Annotated in this window: 13 protein-coding genes, 2 tRNA genes and 3 pseudogenes (1 of these 18 cut by a window edge); 3 read left to right on the top strand and 15 right to left on the bottom strand. The window is 57.1% G+C overall.

The window, feature by feature from the left end; translation table 11 throughout:
* Positions 1-61: 61 nt before the first annotated feature.
* The 9 genes and pseudogenes from coaE to MUN84_RS12245 all read right to left on the bottom strand — a co-directional run bounded on the left by coaE (position 62) and on the right by MUN84_RS12245 (position 7044).
* Positions 62-658 (bottom strand): dephospho-CoA kinase, encoded by a 597-nt coding sequence (coaE, locus tag MUN84_RS12285; protein WP_244698849.1) that lies wholly within the window; start codon positions 656-658, stop codon positions 62-64.
* Between the two features lie 32 nt (positions 659-690).
* A complete protein-coding gene (locus MUN84_RS12280) occupies positions 691-885 on the bottom strand; it encodes a hypothetical protein (protein ID WP_244694355.1) in 195 nt (64 codons plus the stop codon).
* Positions 846-1655, bottom strand: coding sequence for a hypothetical protein (locus MUN84_RS12275; protein ID WP_244694354.1), 810 nt, complete (start codon positions 1653-1655; stop codon positions 846-848). Before MUN84_RS12275 ends, MUN84_RS12280 begins: the two co-directional genes overlap by 40 nt.
* A 144-nt stretch (positions 1656-1799) precedes the next feature.
* Positions 1800-2153, bottom strand: coding sequence for a preprotein translocase subunit YajC (gene yajC / locus MUN84_RS12270; protein WP_317238920.1), 354 nt, complete (start codon positions 2151-2153; stop codon positions 1800-1802).
* Positions 2154-2208: 55 nt separating this feature from the next.
* Positions 2209-2733, bottom strand: a complete 525-nt coding sequence (locus tag MUN84_RS12265) for a DUF1573 domain-containing protein (RefSeq protein WP_244694353.1) — start codon at positions 2731-2733, stop codon at positions 2209-2211.
* Between the two features lie 201 nt (positions 2734-2934).
* Positions 2935-3937 (bottom strand): annotated as a pseudogene (locus MUN84_RS12260) (isocitrate/isopropylmalate dehydrogenase family protein).
* Between the two features lie 272 nt (positions 3938-4209).
* A complete protein-coding gene (locus MUN84_RS12255) occupies positions 4210-4521 on the bottom strand; it encodes a YtxH domain-containing protein (protein WP_188557732.1) in 312 nt (103 codons plus the stop codon).
* 133 nt (positions 4522-4654) lie between these two features.
* Entirely contained in the window at positions 4655-5839 is a 1185-nt protein-coding gene (gene nusB / locus MUN84_RS12250) for a transcription antitermination factor NusB (RefSeq protein ID WP_244694352.1), read from the bottom strand.
* 116 nt (positions 5840-5955) lie between these two features.
* Positions 5956-7044: pseudogene (locus MUN84_RS12245) on the bottom strand (Glu/Leu/Phe/Val dehydrogenase dimerization domain-containing protein).
* A 558-nt stretch (positions 7045-7602) separates the two neighbouring features.
* Here MUN84_RS12245 and MUN84_RS12240 point away from each other — a divergent pair.
* Positions 7603-9387, top strand: a complete 1785-nt coding sequence (locus MUN84_RS12240; RefSeq protein WP_244694351.1) for an ABC transporter ATP-binding protein — start codon at positions 7603-7605, stop codon at positions 9385-9387.
* A 168-nt stretch (positions 9388-9555) separates the two neighbouring features.
* Here the strand turns inward: MUN84_RS12240 and MUN84_RS12235 are convergent, their stop codons facing one another.
* Complete coding sequence (locus MUN84_RS12235) at positions 9556-9882, bottom strand: hypothetical protein (protein WP_244694350.1); 327 nt, start codon at positions 9880-9882, stop codon at positions 9556-9558.
* Between the two features lie 293 nt (positions 9883-10175).
* On the opposite strand from MUN84_RS12235, the gene MUN84_RS12230 reads away from it, so the two are divergent.
* Both MUN84_RS12230 and MUN84_RS12225 read left to right on the top strand, forming a co-directional pair.
* Positions 10176-10249 (top strand) — tRNA-Pro (locus tag MUN84_RS12230).
* 104 nt (positions 10250-10353) lie between these two features.
* A tRNA-Pro gene (locus MUN84_RS12225) sits at positions 10354-10427 on the top strand.
* 144 nt (positions 10428-10571) lie between these two features.
* Here MUN84_RS12225 and MUN84_RS12220 read toward each other — a convergent pair.
* The 5 genes and pseudogenes from MUN84_RS12220 to MUN84_RS12200 form a co-directional block, all read right to left on the bottom strand.
* Positions 10572-11096: a hypothetical protein gene (locus MUN84_RS12220; protein ID WP_244694349.1), complete on the bottom strand. Its 525-nt coding sequence runs from the start codon at positions 11094-11096 to the stop codon at positions 10572-10574.
* Between the two features lie 65 nt (positions 11097-11161).
* Positions 11162-12940 carry an ABC transporter ATP-binding protein gene (locus MUN84_RS12215; protein ID WP_244694348.1) on the bottom strand — a complete coding sequence of 593 codons (1779 nt, stop codon included), beginning with the start codon at positions 12938-12940 and terminating at the stop codon, positions 11162-11164.
* A 112-nt stretch (positions 12941-13052) separates the two neighbouring features.
* Positions 13053-13430: a hypothetical protein gene (locus MUN84_RS12210; protein WP_244694347.1), complete on the bottom strand. Its 378-nt coding sequence runs from the start codon at positions 13428-13430 to the stop codon at positions 13053-13055.
* Entirely contained in the window at positions 13427-13843 is a 417-nt protein-coding gene (locus MUN84_RS12205; RefSeq protein ID WP_244694346.1) for a tRNA pseudouridine synthase A, read from the bottom strand. The genes MUN84_RS12210 and MUN84_RS12205 overlap by 4 nt, the downstream gene beginning before the upstream one ends.
* Before the next feature lie 303 nt (positions 13844-14146).
* A pseudogene (locus MUN84_RS12200) lies at positions 14147-14424 on the bottom strand (thiolase family protein); it runs 921 nt beyond the window's last position.

Here is a 14424-nt window from a genome sequence, read left to right as displayed (position 1 = left end):
CCGTCATCCTTCGCAAGCGCAGGATGACAGATGGGTTTAACTAGTTCACCATTTCACCAACCTAATACTGTCTGAATTCCTTATCCAGCTGCAGGACCTGCGGGATTAGCAGATGATGGTCGTCGTTGTGGATGACGTAGTTGGCCCGGCGGATTTTTTCTTCCTCGCTGAGCTGCTTGCCGATGATGGCCAGGATATCATCGGGGGTGCGGTGCGGGTCGCGGTGGAGCACCCGGGCCTGACGAATTTCCAGGGGCGCAAATACGGTGATGATGCGGTCTAGCTGCTGATAGGCGCCGGACTCATACAGCAAGGCGGCTTCCTTGAGAAGGTAGGGGTAGCCTGCCGCTTGTTGGGCGGCGGCCCAGGTCTCAAAGTCGCGGCCTACGTGGGGGTGCACTAGGGCATTGAGGCGGGCCAGTTGGGTCGGGTTGGGAAATGCTACGCGGGCCAGATACGTGCGGTTTAGCTGGCCCTGGGTATCGAACGTTTCGGAACCGAAGGCGGCCGTGAGTTCTTCCCGCAGCTGCGGGTGGTGCGCCATAACCCATTTAGCGCGAGCATCAGAATCATACACCGGAGCGCCTAGCACTTGAAACAGTCGGCATACCATGCTTTTCCCGGACCCTATCCCGCCGGTAATCCCGATTTTCAGCATCATTTGCACTAGTTGAAGTATACCAATTAGCCTTATTGCTCGACCCTGTGCACCTGCACCCCGCGGGTGAGGACTAGGTAGCCCCGGGCCTGGGCCGGCTTCTCGGCTAGAAACGGACGCAGGCTGGAGTCTCGATTAGTGAACTGCCCGTAGTGTAGCTGCACCCGCACCTGCTTGCGCTGAAAGCCTACGGTATCCTCGGGGAAAAACTGCAGCCGCACCCGCACGGTAGCCGGCGAAAAGTGATAAACATGCCCCGCGGGGCGTCCAGCAGCTCCGGCACCACCTCCACGGGCACCGTCACCACGGGCCGGCGCAGCAAGCGGACCCGTACGTCCTGCACGTTGGTGTGCACCAAGTCGGGCCCGCCAATGGGTACTCGAATATCTCCGGTGGAGGAGCCCGCGGGAGCCTGGGGCAGATGCACGGGGTAGGGACTAGGCAGGTAATTTACCTTGCTAGCCGGGCCCCGAAATACCACGCTGGCGGGCTCAAATCGGGCATCGTAGGGTAGCGCCGCCCCGTCGGTGGCCGGGCTTAGGGCCAGCGGCAGCCGCCGGCTCACCAGGCGGTCCAGCTCCACCCACAGCGTGTCCGAGAGTAGGTAGTTAAACTGCAACCCTTCCATGGCCTGCTGCAGGGCCGGCCGAATGGCCCGGGTGGTGACGTAGCGGGTAGAGGCCGGGGCGCTTAGAGTCAGCTCGGCTGGTTTTACGTCCAGCATCAACTGGCGGCGCAGCAGCTTCCAGCCCCGGCCCGTCACGTTCACAGGTACCTCTTTAGGGAGGGGCTGCACTGGAATGAAGTGGCTGTTATCGTAGCGCCACGCCAGGGGGTAGGTAATGCGGGTGGTGTACGTCTTGTTCAGGGCGTTGAGCAGCCAGAACGTGCTGGCCACCAGAAAACACGCCGTAACGGCCCGCCAATAGCTCCGCTCCTGCCCGTAAAACGGGTTCACAAACCAGCGCAGCACACGGTCGGGACGGGCAGATGGCACGAGCAGCAGAATTAGGTCTTGAAACGAGTATCCCGAAGCAGGGCTCCTGCTCGCTCCAACCAGCAGATACTGGTGCAACAAGGTACTAACCTTGCCGCTTTGGTGCGAGCGAAACTTCTGCTTCGGGATGCTGGCCAGTAGATATTAAGCGGCGGGGGTAGCGTTTTTGCTGACTACCTCGCGGGCAATGGCTGAGCGGTCAAAGCGCAGACGCACTCCTTTGTCTACTTCCACCGTCACGGTGTCCTCGTTCACATCTACCACTCGGCCGTGCAACCCACCGATAGTCACCACATTGGCGCCCTTCGCAAGGGCCGCCCGAAACTTTTTGGCTTCGGCGGAGCGGCGCTGCTGGGCCGGATCATAAAGAAGTACATCACGACTACCATGGCCACGAGTGGCAGGTAGGAAATCAGGCCGCCGGAGGTAGGCGAGGCTTGGAGCAGAAGCGTGGCAAACATGAGCTGTAGCATCAGGAAGGAAAGAAAAACCTGTCATCGGCAGCAAACCCTGAAGCTTACTGCCGATGACAGGCTATTACGCAAACGCCGGATTAGCGCGTAGGACCGTTCTGGCCGTCGGAAAGGATGTTGGCCTTAATTACCACTTTCGTGATGCTAGGCTGGGTGTTGGCCTGAATAGCTACTTCCTTGTTCTGGATGCCGCTTTTGCCGTGCGAGTCAAACTGCACATCAATGGTGCCTTTGGCGCCGGGCGCAATGGGTTCCTTGGTCCAGTTGGGGGTAGTACAGCCGCAGGAAGCCGTGGCGTTTTCAATCAGCAGCGGCGACTTGCCGGTGTTGGTGAACTCGAAGGTGTGCTTTACCACGTCGCCGGGCTTGATGTCGCCGAAATCGTGCTCAGCAACGGCGAAGTTCATGACGGGGGCGTTCGGGTTCGGGGCCTCCGTTTCGTTGGTTACGTTGGGGTTATCAACGACCGGGTTAGCTACCGCCTCGTTGGCGTTGGCGGCGGCGGCGTTCATGCCCTCGGCCCCAACCTCGGCCTTGTTGTTGTTACAAGCACCCAGCAGCAGCGCGCCGGAAAGCAGGAAAGCTGAAAACAGATTGCGTTTCATGTTGATCGGAAAAAGAAGCCAGCTTAGGTGTAAGCCAGCAGCTTAGTAGAAAGACGTTTATGGCCGTGAAAGTACGGCATTATTCGTTGCCGATTAAGGAACTGTCCTTCCGGCCCAGGAGGAATCTGGGGTAGTATCACGTGAGTAACTTAGAATCCTCTCGCCGCTTGATGCGCGGAATGTCGGAAGAACAATTCCTGCCTACTTGTTCAGATTATCGATGATGGCCTGGGCAAACTCGCTGGTGGAAGCGGAGCCGCCTAGGTCGCCGGTGCACTTTTCCTTGTTTTGCAGCGTCGTTTCCAGGGCCCGCTCGATGTTGTTGGCGTGCTCATGCTCGCCAATGTGGTGCAGCATCATCAGGGCCGAGCGCAGCAGGGCAGTGGGGTTGGCTTTGCCCTGACCGGCAATGTCGGGGCCGAGCCGTGCACCGCCTCGAAAATGGCCATGTCGTCGCCGATGTTGGCACCCGACACTACCCTAGCCCGCCCACGAGGCCGGCGCAGAGGTCGGAGAGGATGTCACCGAATAGATTGGTGGTTACAATCACATCGAATTGCTCCGGCTTGGTTACCAGCTGCATGCACATGTTGTCGATGATCTTGTCCTCGTACTGAACCTGCGGAAACTCACGGGCGGCCTCTTGGGCGGCATCCAGCATGATTTTGCCGGGCACTTTCAGAATGTTGGCCTTGTGGGCCAGCGTTACCTTTTTGCGGCCGTGTTTGGCAGCGTAGGCGAAGGCGGCGCGGCAGATTTTGCGGGCACCCGTCACCGACACGCGGGCAATGGAGTCGCCGATGCCGTTGTGCTCGTCGAAGATTTCCAGGCCGGCGTACAGACCCTCGGTGTTTTCGCGAAACAGCACCAAGTCAATGCCCGCGTAACGCGTCTGGATGCCTTCGGTGGTTTTGGAGGGCCGCACGTTCTGGTACAGGTCGTACTTCTGGCGTAGCGTCACGTTGATGGAGCGGAAGCCTTTGCCGACGGGGGTCGTAATCGGGCCTTTTAGGGCTACTTTGTTTTTCTCCAGCGACGTGAGCAGAGCCTGCGGAATCAGCTCCCCCGACTGGTCGAAGGTGGTCTGGCCCGCGTTCTGCTCCTCCCACTGCACCGGCACCTGCGCTGCCGCGAAAATATCGGTTACTGCTTTCGTGATTTCGGGGCCAATGCCGTCGCCGGGGATGAGAGTGATGAGATGCATTCTATTGAGTTGGGGTTAATGGGCAATTTCAGGTTGTGGGCCAACCAAGAGGTAGTGCTTTGGCTGCATTATCAGCTAGCTAGCTGAGTCAGTTAAGCCTATGCGTCCTTCTTGGAAGTGTCAGCGGCCCGCATTGCTACACATTCCGGGCACCCCACCATTGCACAAAGGTACCCATCCTGGGCGGTACTAAAAACGATGATGTGCTGATAAGCTGCCGGCAGGAATCTGCCTATCAGCTTATCAGCACATCGGGTACTCAGGGCATGGAGTTATACTGTTTTCCGGGAGTTGATCTGGTTGATAAGCTGATCAACATCGCCCAGTAGTTGCTCGGCCTTGCTCTTGGCGTCTTGAATTACGCGCTGGCCTTCGCTCTTAGCAGAGCTAGGGCCCTGATCGGCGCGGCTGGTCACCAGATTTTCGGTTAGTTCAGCCAACGTTTCGCGGTACTTTTCCAGCTGATAGCTCAGCCAGCTGCGCGTTTCGCGACCTTTTTCAGGTGCGTATAGTAGTCCGATAACGGCCCCAGTGAGGGCGCCGCCGGCAAAGCACAGAATGCCGGTAGTGGTTTTGCTACCCATGATGGAAAGAAATGAGTACGGAGGGTGAGAAGTAAAGACAGGGAGTACGGGTACGTACGTAGAACTCGGATGCAGGATATAGAAAAAAACGAATATTCGCTCTATTTCCGCCTCACAAGCCTACCCCATCGGCTTACTGGTTGTCCAGCAAGCCTCGGCCCGATTTGCGGATAGCGCCGCTAGCCGTCAGATCCTGCGCCAATTTATCCAGAATCCCGTTTACAAATTGCTTGCTCTTGGGCGTGGAGTACATCTTGCTGATTTCGATGTACTCGTTGATGGTCACTTTCACCGGAATAGCCCGGAACAGGTGCATCTCGCAGAGGGCCATTTTCAGCAGAATCTTGTCGGTCAGGGCTACGCGCTCCACATCCCAGTTCTGTACCGACTCGGCAATCAGCTTCTCGTACTTCTCGTCGTCGGCCAGGGTCTGCTTGTAGAGGCTTTCAGCAAACTCCTTGTCTTCCTGCCAGTTAGCCGACAGCGACATGAGTACCAGGTTTTCGTCGGCCGCCTCGTCGAGCATCTTGATGGTTTTCACCACCAGGTTTTTCACGATGGCGCGGTTTTCCTCCCAGTTCAGGTCATCCTCCTCAATGTAGGCCGGCAGACTTTCGCCCTTGAACACGTAGGTTTTGTAGATGTGCTTGAGGATTTCCTGATCCTGCTGGTAGTTACCGGCGGGGGCTGCCAGGTAGCTCAGCAGCTCCGGGTCCTGCTTCATCTCGTTGCGCCAGGCGTTGCGCAGGGCGTCCAATTCGTCCTCGCCGTGCCACTTCAGGGAGCGGCGAATGGTTAGATCTTGGAGTTGCAGGTTGTTGATGAGCTTCTCGATAACCGGATTCTCCTGCAGGCGTGTGGCATCGAGCAGGGGCTCCTTAGCGGCCGTAAACCGGCGCGAGTCACGCACCTTTTCCTCCTCAATCACCTGAAGCAGAGCTTCCGGGATGTTGAGCAAGTGAATGTACTGGTCGTGAATGCTCTCGGCGGCGTGCACCATCTGGCCTCCGTAGTAGGTAGCGTCCTTGGCTACGGCCTTCTGGTAGTACTTGATGGCCTCTTTCACGGCGTCGTTCACGTCGGCATCATTGGTAGGCTCCGGTTGCTCGGCGGTTTTGTGCCACTCCTTGAAAATGACCTCGGCCATTTTGCGCTGGCCCTGCAGTTGCTTGCGGTCCTGGGGCTCGGGCGAGTTCAAATCGGGCGCGAAGGCATCCGCAATCTGGTCGAGGGCCAATAGAAAATCGGACCCGACGGCCTGATGGTAGGCGTACAGGGCCTGCATGACCTTGATGCGAAGCGTGCGACGGTTGAGCATGTTGTCGAAGATGGTGAAATGGTGAGATGGTGAATTGGTGAGTTGAGGTTTTGTCTGCGCAGGTCCGCGCCAGCGGAACGACAAACTCACCAGTTCACCATCTCACCATTTCCCTGCTAGTATGTTGATTTAACCTTGCCGATGGCTTTGATACGCTCCTCGGCCTGGCGAGTAGCGGCGGCTTGGGGTGGCTGCCTTCCTGGGCGGCGCGGTTCAGCACCTGGGTGGTAATGTCGTAGATGCGCTCCGTCTGGGTCATCACCGACTCGCGGTTGCCGCCCTGCACTTCGGAGCAGACGTTGATCAGGCCGCCAGCATTGATGAGGAAGTCGGGGCATAGATGATGCCGCGCTCTACCAGGGCCGGACCGTGCACATTCTCGTCGGCCAGCTGGTTATTGGCGCAGCCGGCTACTACCTGGCACTTTAGGCGGCGTAGGGTGTCGTCGTTGAGGGTAGCTCCCAGGGCGCAGGGCGAGTAAATGTCCACATCCTGGTCGTAGATTTCGTCCAAGCCGACTACTTTGGCCCGAAACGAGCCGCGGCTTCTAAGGCGCGGTCCTCGTAGTAGTCAGTCAGCACCAGCTTAGCGCCCTCCTTCTGCAAGTACTCCAGCAGGTAGGTACCCACGTGGCCCACGCCCTGCACGGCAATGCGCTTGCCGGCCAGCGAGTCGGAGCCAAACGCCTTGTTAGCAGCAGCTTTCATGCCCATGTAGGTGCCGTAGGCCGTAACCGGCGACGGGTCGCCGCTACCGCCCATGCTCTCGGGCAGGCCCGACACGTGCTTGGTTTCCATCCGAATGTATTCCATGTCCTTGGTGGTCATGTTCACATCCTCGGCCGTGATGTATTTGCCGTTCAGGTTCTGCACGAAGCGGCCGAACTTACGCAGCAAGGCCTCCGTCTTCATGGTTTTGGCGTCGCCGATGATGACGGCTTTGCCCCCACCCAGATTCAGGCCGGAAATAGCAGCCTTGTACGTCATGCCGCGCGAGAGGCGTAGCACGTCGTTCAGGGCTTCGGCCTCCGAGGTGTAGTGCCACATGCGCGTGCCGCCCAAGGCCGGGCCCAGCACCGTGTTATGAATGCCAATGATGGCGCGCAGACCCGTCTCGTGGTCGTGGCAGAATACTACCTGCTCATGCTGGTGCTCGGCAATTTGCCCGAAGACCGACGTTTCGGTCAACACTTTCGTTTCTACCATACGTAGGGTGGAAAAAGAAATGGGGTGGGGTGGTTGTTGTACCTTTGCGGCAGCTCCTGCAGGGGAAATTCGCTTCGCATTTCGGTTAAACGAATGGCAACGCCCCGTGGCTATTTCCCCGTCGTTCAATGATCTACGCAGTTTGACTCTCCCAGGGGCTCCCGCAATGCGGGTGCAAAAGTACTCCGATTTTCTGACTTCAACCATCAGCTAGCTGTCTTTTCCCGGGGAGCAGCGTGGTGGGCCCGAACCCATTAGGCCACCCAAAGAGTCCTAGGTAAAACCCTTTCGCAGCATTTTAACTTTCTAGTTGCCAACCTACTAGTTTTTGCGGGGTATGATTGAAAAGTTGGTGATAGTTTTTCCTTGCCCGTAGTTCCGAGCTTGCCGAAGAATCTGACGTGCTGGCTTCGGGAGTGACTTAGTTACCCTTGCAACGTTAGCCTACCAGATGCCTCGGCAAGCTCGCAAGGACGTTCTGTAATATTTTCCTTGCCTTCTACCCCTTAGCAACGGTCCGACGGTCTTCCTCGTCCTTGTACTTTCTAACTTCCCCTCGTGCGCGCCCTCTCTGCTACCAATACCTACCTGTTGCGTTACAAGTGGCACTTCCTCGGCGGGGTGCTTTTCGTGGCACTCAGCACGCTGCTAGCCATTTTTCCGGCCCAGATTGTACGCTACGCCTTTGACCTCGTTAGTGAAGGCATTGACCTCTACCACCTTTACGCCGGCACTCAGGCCCAAAGTAAGGTGTACGAATTGTTTGGGCGTAACGTGCTGCTCTACGGCGTGCTCATTCTGCTGATGGCCCTGCTGCGCGGCATCTTTCTGTTCTTCATGCGCCAAACGCTTATTGTGATGAGCCGGCACGTAGAAAACGACCAGAAAAACGAAATCTACCAGCATTACCAGAGCCTGCCCCTCTCCTTCTACCGTCGCCATAGCACCGGCGACCTAATGTCCAGGATATCCGAGGACGTAGGGCGGGTGCGCATGTACATCGGGCCGGCCCTGATGTACTTTATGCAGCTCGTGATTCTGTTCGTGCTTATCGTGCCGCTTATGCTTATGGTGAACGTGAAGCTGACGCTCTACACGCTACTGCCCCTACCTATCCTGAGCGTGAGCATCTTCTACGTTAACAACCTGATTGAGAAGAAGTCCGATGAGATTCAACGCTCCTTGGCTTCCATGACCACGTTTGTACAGGAGGCATTTTCCGGAATTCGGGTATTGAAGTCCTTCGTGCGGGAAGAGGACTCTCACCGACAGTTTGCCGAGGCCTCGGAGCACTACAAGCAGAAGTCCTTGAGCCTGAACTTCGTGAACTCCCTGTTTTTCCCGCTGATTCTGTTTTTGGTGGGCATTAGCACCATTGTTACGGTGTGGCTGGGCGGGCAGGAAGTGATTCGCGGCACCATTACTACGGGCAGCATTGCCGAGTTCCTGATTTATGTGAACCTACTCACCTGGCCCGTTACGGCCCTGGGCTGGACCAGCTCCTTGGTGCAGCGCGCCGAGGCTTCCCAGGCCCGCATTAATGAGTTCATGCACCAGCAAACCGACATCGTTTCTCGGCAAAATCTTGAGTTGGAGTTGAAGGGCGACATCGTGTTTGAGCACGTCACTTTCACCTACCCTGATACGGGCATCCAGGCCCTACGTGACGTGTCGTTCCGCATCCGGCCGGGCCAGACGCTGGCCGTTATTGGCAACACTGGGGCTGGCAAAAGCACCGTAGCCGCCGTGCTCTCACGCCTCTACGACGTAACCAGCGGCCGCATCCTGATTGACGGGGTAGATGTGCGCGACTTGTCGCTTCGCTCCCTGCGCAGCCAGATTGGGTACGTACCCCAAGATGTGTTCTTGTTTTCCGATTCCATCCGTAACAACATCAACTTTGGCCTTGATGCGCCCGATGAGGAGCGCATGCTCCAAGCCGCCAAGGATGCCAACGTGTACGAGAATATCCTGCGCTTCCCGGAAGGCTTCGACACGAAAGTTGGGGAGCGGGGCATCACTCTCTCCGGCGGCCAGAAACAACGCGTCAGCATTGCCCGGGCCCTGGTAAAAGAGCCCAAAATCCTGATTCTGGACGATGCTTTGTCGGCGGTGGATACCAACACGGAAAATGCTATTCTGGGGGCCCTCCAGCGCATTATGCACAACCGCACCAGCCTGATTATCTCCCACCGCGTGTCGTCGGTAAAGCTAGCCGACGAAATTCTGGTGCTCGATGACGGCCAGATTGTGCAGCACGGCACCCACGAGAACCTGATGCAGGACGACACCGGCCTGTACCGCGCCCTTTACGAACGGCAGCTCCAGAGCGAGGAAGCATAAACCTCGCAGCTAGCCCGGCACGCAAACGCCCCCTGCACCAGACGTGCAGGGGGCGTTTGCGTGATAAATAACAGCTAGGGGAAATTTACTGGCCGATAACAACCCGCTTCATGCCCCGCCGCTCACCCGAAGTGCACTGTACGATATAGGTACCCTCCGGCAGTCTGCTTACGTCCAGCACCGCCGCATCATCCCCGAAATCAAGTCGCGGGTAATAACGGGCCGGCCGTCAGTTCCATTGACCTCTACCCGGGTAGGACCGGTAGCGTTGGTGCGCACAGTCAGGCGCTTGGTCAATGGATTGGCTTCAGCCCGGACTTTAAGCGCGTCGGTATTCGGGGTAGGGTCGGCTAGCTTGTCGGTGATAAGGGCTGGGGGTGCTACGGCCGCAGATGCTACTGCTGCAGTAGGCGCCGGTTTGGTAGTTTGTGCCTGCGCCGGGCGCAACAGCGTGAGCATGGCCAGCAGACAACCCAGAAAAGTAAAAGTTTTCATACGCGTTCCTAAACGAAGATGATGAACGATACGGTGATGATAAAGCGAGAAGGTGTTCTTCCAGCCGCAAGAGAACAGGCCAAGAACGTATGTGGCGGTACGGAGCAAGAAACGCGCCAGCCAACGGGGTTATTTTATTTTCAGCACCTGATTTCTGCAACTACCACACCACTAGCCTTCTGCCATGGCGCAGGACTCCCGAAACTACGAAATACTGACCACAGGTAATAAATTTAGCGGGTAAAGCTTGCGTGGTAGCACCCAGCCTGCTTACATTTGTGCCATAATTCTATCGGGGTGTAGCGTAGCCTGGTATCGCGCCAGCATGGGGTGCTGGAGGTCGTAGGTTCGAATCCTGCCACTCCGACCGAAGAGTTAGTTGCTCGAAAAGCCTCTGGGAACCCCACCCGGAGGCTTTTTTCGGACAAAAGCATAAAGTAAATACCCGTGGTGCCCAGCGGCACTACTCCTCGGGGTGTAGCGCAGCCCGGTAGCGCGCGTCGTTCGGGACGACGAGGCCGTAGGTTCGAATCCTGCCACCCCGACACAAGTACTCTCCTTAAAACCGCCCGCTGAACTTTGGTTTAGCGGGCGGTTTTGCTTTGTTCTAAGTCCAAACCGCTTTAAAAGCAGAAAAGCCAGTTCTACCCACTGGTGAGACTGGCTTTTCTGCTTTTGAAGCGGTTGTCTTACTTCACCACCGCCAACACCTCTGGCTCGCCCTTATCAGGGAAGCGCTCCAGGTAAATATTCTGCAGGGTGAGCTTATTGGCCGCGGCGTACTCTTTGATGCCGGTATACAATTTATCCGGCGCGACTAGGAAACTGGCGTCTACGCGGGCATGCACCACCCGTTGGCCAGCGGCAAAGGTGCGGTAGCGGTAGTTGGTGGGCAGCGTTTGTGAGGTGGTATCCGCCACAACAACCCCAACGAACACCTTGGCGGCATCACGCGAGCTTTCAGGGCTGTTATAGAAGATGTTGCCGAAGTCGCCGCGCAACTTCCCATCCTTGCGGTATTGGTAGGCGTCGCGGGTTAAGTTGCCGAAGGCTTCATCGTTGGCAGGACCTTCGTAGTAGCGGCCGGCCAGGTAGTAGGGCTTGGCCGTTGTTTCGAGGGTAATAACGGGTGCTTTGAAGCCGCCCATCTTCCAATATGCCACGGCGAAACCAGCGGCCAGTAACAAGGCCAAAGCCAGGAAAATCTTATTCATGCAATCCGAAAGGCAAAAAGTAGGAGAACCGCTGCAAAGGTAGCAGCCAAGGCACGCCAAGCGGCTTATTCTGCCGACAGCACGTCTTTGTACTGCATCTGGTAGAGTGTGGCGTAGAAACCTTGGTGCCGCAGCAGTTCCTCGTGCGTACCCGCCTCTTGAATCTCCCCCTTGTCCAGCACGATAATTTGATCGGCCTTTTGGATGGTGCTCAGGCGGTGGGCAATAACCAGGGAAGTCCGGCCCTGCATAAGCTTCTCAATGGCCTGCTGAATCAGTTCCTCGGTTTCGGAGTCGACGGAGGAGGTAGCCTCATCCAGAATGATAATACGGGGCTGGTACACCATAGCCCGTACAAAGCTGATAAGCTGGCGCTGCCCCACCGACAGCGTGGCCCCGCGCTCCATCACCTGGTAGTCAAGGCCACCGGGCAGGCGCTCGATAAAGCGGCGGGCTCCTACTAAGTCCGCTGCTTCCCAAATTTGCTCGTCGGTAATATCAGTTTTGCCCAGGGTGATATTGTCGCGGATGGCACCGGCGAACAGGAACACATCCTGCAGCACTACCCCAATGTGGCGGCGCAGGTCCTTGAGGTCATACTCGCGCAGGTCGCGGCCATCGATGCGGATAGCGCCCTTATTGATTTCGTAGAAGCGGCTCAGCAGGTTGATGATGCTGGTTTTGCCCGCACCGGTGGCACCTACAAACGCGTACGTCTGGCCGGCTTTGATGGAGAAGTTCACGTCGCGCAGCACCCATTCCTCATCGTTGTAGGCAAACCAGACGTGCTCAAAATCTACGTTGCCCCGCAGATCGGTAGGGATATAGGTACCGTTGTCGGCAATCAGCTCCTTACTGTCCAGCAGCTTCAGCAGGCGCTCAGTGCTTACCAGACCCAACTGCAGCGTATTGAACCGGTCGGCAATCTGACGGATGGGACGGAAGAACAGGGCGTTGTACATGATAAAGGCAATGAGTGCCCCTTTCGAAATAGTGCCCTCAATCTGTCCCTGCGCTGCATACCACACCAACAGCCCTACCCCGGCGGCGGCGAGCACCTCGGCCACGGGAAAGTAGATGCTGTAGTAGAGCACCGAGCGAATGTTGGCGCGAGTGTGCTCCTGGTTGATGGCCTTGAACTTGCGCAACTCCCGCTCCTCGTTGTTGAAAATCTGCACCACGTTCATGCCGGTGAGGTGCTCCTGCACAAATGAATTTAGGTTGGCTACTGCCGTCCGCACTTCCTGAAACGACTTTTTCACCTTCTCCTTGAAGACGTAGGTGCTGAACAGCAAGGGCGGAATTACCGAGAGGCTCACCAACGTTAGACGCCAATCGATGTAAAACATAAAGCTGACGATGAACACCAGCTGCAAAATGTCGCCAATCATTGCGGCCAACCCTTCGCTAAATACATCCGACAAAGTTTCTACATCGGAGATATTACGCGTCACGAGTACGCCAATCGGGGTCTTGTCGAAGAACTTCAGCCGCAGGTCCAGGATGTGCTTGTAGAGGTCCACCCGAATGTCGCGCACGATGTACTGACCCAGCCAACCGCCAAAGTAAGTTTGCAAGTAGCTGACAATGGCGTGGGCTACTAGCAACACTAGCAGAAGTCCGAACATGCGGTTCAGCCCCGCCCAGTCGCCCTGCTCGATGGAGACGTCCACCATTTGTTGAATCAGGAAGGGCCGGAGCGTACCGAGTATGGCGGTGGCAACCGTCAGGAAAATTAGGAAGTAGAACACGCGCTGGTAGGGCCGCACGTACGCTACAAGCCGGCGCAACACTTGCCAATCGAAAATATTGCCGCTCTTAGTGGCCGTGGTAGCTTGCTCCATTGGGGTGGGTAGCGGTGGGAAAGGTAAGTGGGTAACAAGGCAGCCGGCAGATTGTGAGATGCCTCAACACAGCCCGTACAAGGCAGTTAATAGGCTCTGGCAATAGACGTACCTACACCCGGGAGAAGTACGGCAAACCGGTAGGTAACGCAGCAGCAGGCACCATATCGGCTGGATATTCTACTCGGCACAGAAATAACCCATTAGCCAGTGCTGCCCCGCTTGCGTGCACCCGGTTCAGTCTCCGAAACACTTCCCCAAATTCCTGCGGATTCATTTTTCCTCGCCCGACCGTTAGAAGCGTCCCAACCACCAGCCGGACCATGCCTCGAACAAAGCGGTTGGCTCTAATCCGGAAGACCAGGCCGCCGGGCACCTCGTGCCACCCAGCCTCAAAGCAGGTGCAGAGGTAGTGTTTCTCGCTGCCCTTTACCTTGGAGAAGCTCGTGAAGTCGTGCGTACCCAGCAGCATAGCAGCTGCCTCGTTCATAGCGGCGAGGTCGGGGCACGGTCTAGGTAAAGGCTGAAGGTAGGCGCGAAAGGGTCCGGCACGGTACGCACGTGGTACTCATAGGTACGTGCTACGGCATCAAAGCGGGCGTGAGCCTTATCAGGTACTTCATGAACCAGTTGGGCCCGAATGTCGCGGGGTAGTGCCCGGTTCAGCCGGTACAGGAAGGTAGGCAGGTCAAGTCCTGACGGCAGTTCGGCATCAAAATGCGCAACCTGGTGGCTGGCGTGCACGCCGGAATCAGTGCGGCCACTTCCTAGGCAGTACACGGGCTGCCGCAATACCTGCGACAAGCAGCGGTCCAATTCCTGCTGCACCGTGAGGGTACGTGGTTGAATCTGCCAGCCGTGATATTGAGTGCCATCGTAGGCTAAGTGAAGGAAGTAGCGCACGTAGTATAGCAGAAAAGAAAAGTGAGGCTACCTGTCGGCGAGCATGGAAAGGCACCAACTAACAACTAGTCAGGCAGCCGCCGTCCGCAAGGCGTACAGCGGCCGGAGAGCAGTTGCAGCTACTGGTTGCCCCGTTGTGCTCAGGTCAACCAGTAGCCGATTCCTGCCGAACGCCGCCGGGCTTTCGCACCATACAGGCGCGCAACAGCGGCCCTGCTACGAGTAGGGCAACAGCTGTAGTGACTAGGCAAGAAGCAGTGGTGGCAACGTAAGCCCAGGCAGTTGGAAAAAGCCGCTGCAGGTTTAGAGCTTCTCGTAGATAACAGCGGCGCCCTGGCCTACACCCACGCACATAGTTGCCAGTCCGTACCGCACATTTTCCCGGCGTTGCATTTCATGTAAGAGGGTAGCCGTGATGCGGGAGCCACTGGCGCCAAGCGGATGCCCGATGGCAATAGAGCCACCGTTCACATTCACTTTTTCGCTATCCAGGTCCAGGTCCCGGATGCACGCAATTGTCTGTGCGGCAAAAGCCTCGTTAAGCTCAATTAAATCGATGTCGTTGAGTGTTAAGCCAGCCC

The organism is Hymenobacter sp. 5516J-16 (assembly GCF_022919335.1).
In the GTDB taxonomy this organism is placed as follows: domain Bacteria; phylum Bacteroidota; class Bacteroidia; order Cytophagales; family Hymenobacteraceae; genus Hymenobacter; species Hymenobacter sublimis.
The sequence above is the reverse complement of the archived record's forward strand: the minus strand, read 5'-3'. Positions and strand labels throughout refer to the sequence as shown.

Excerpts from the sequence above, each read along its gene's own strand:
- MUN84_RS12235 (WP_244694350.1), bottom strand. The coding sequence starts at position 9,882 with ATGAAAACTTTTACTTTTCTGGGTTGTCTGCTGGCCATGCTCACGCTG.
- MUN84_RS12215 (WP_244694348.1), bottom strand. The coding sequence starts at position 12,940 with ATGGAGCAAGCTACCACGGCCACTAAGAGCGGCAATATTTTCGATTGG.
- MUN84_RS12220 (WP_244694349.1), bottom strand. The coding sequence starts at position 11,096 with ATGAATAAGATTTTCCTGGCTTTGGCCTTGTTACTGGCCGCTGGTTTC.
- coaE (WP_244698849.1), bottom strand. The coding sequence starts at position 658 with ATGCTGAAAATCGGGATTACCGGCGGGATAGGGTCCGGGAAAAGCATG.
- MUN84_RS12265 (WP_244694353.1), bottom strand. The coding sequence starts at position 2,733 with ATGAAACGCAATCTGTTTTCAGCTTTCCTGCTTTCCGGCGCGCTGCTG.
- yajC (WP_317238920.1), bottom strand. The coding sequence starts at position 2,153 with ATGACAGGTTTTTCTTTCCTTCCTGATGCTACAGCTCATGTTTGCCAC.
- MUN84_RS12255 (WP_188557732.1), bottom strand. The coding sequence starts at position 4,521 with ATGGGTAGCAAAACCACTACCGGCATTCTGTGCTTTGCCGGCGGCGCC.
- nusB (WP_244694352.1), bottom strand. The coding sequence starts at position 5,839 with ATGCTCAACCGTCGCACGCTTCGCATCAAGGTCATGCAGGCCCTGTAC.
- MUN84_RS12210 (WP_244694347.1), bottom strand. The coding sequence starts at position 13,430 with ATGAACGAGGCAGCTGCTATGCTGCTGGGTACGCACGACTTCACGAGC.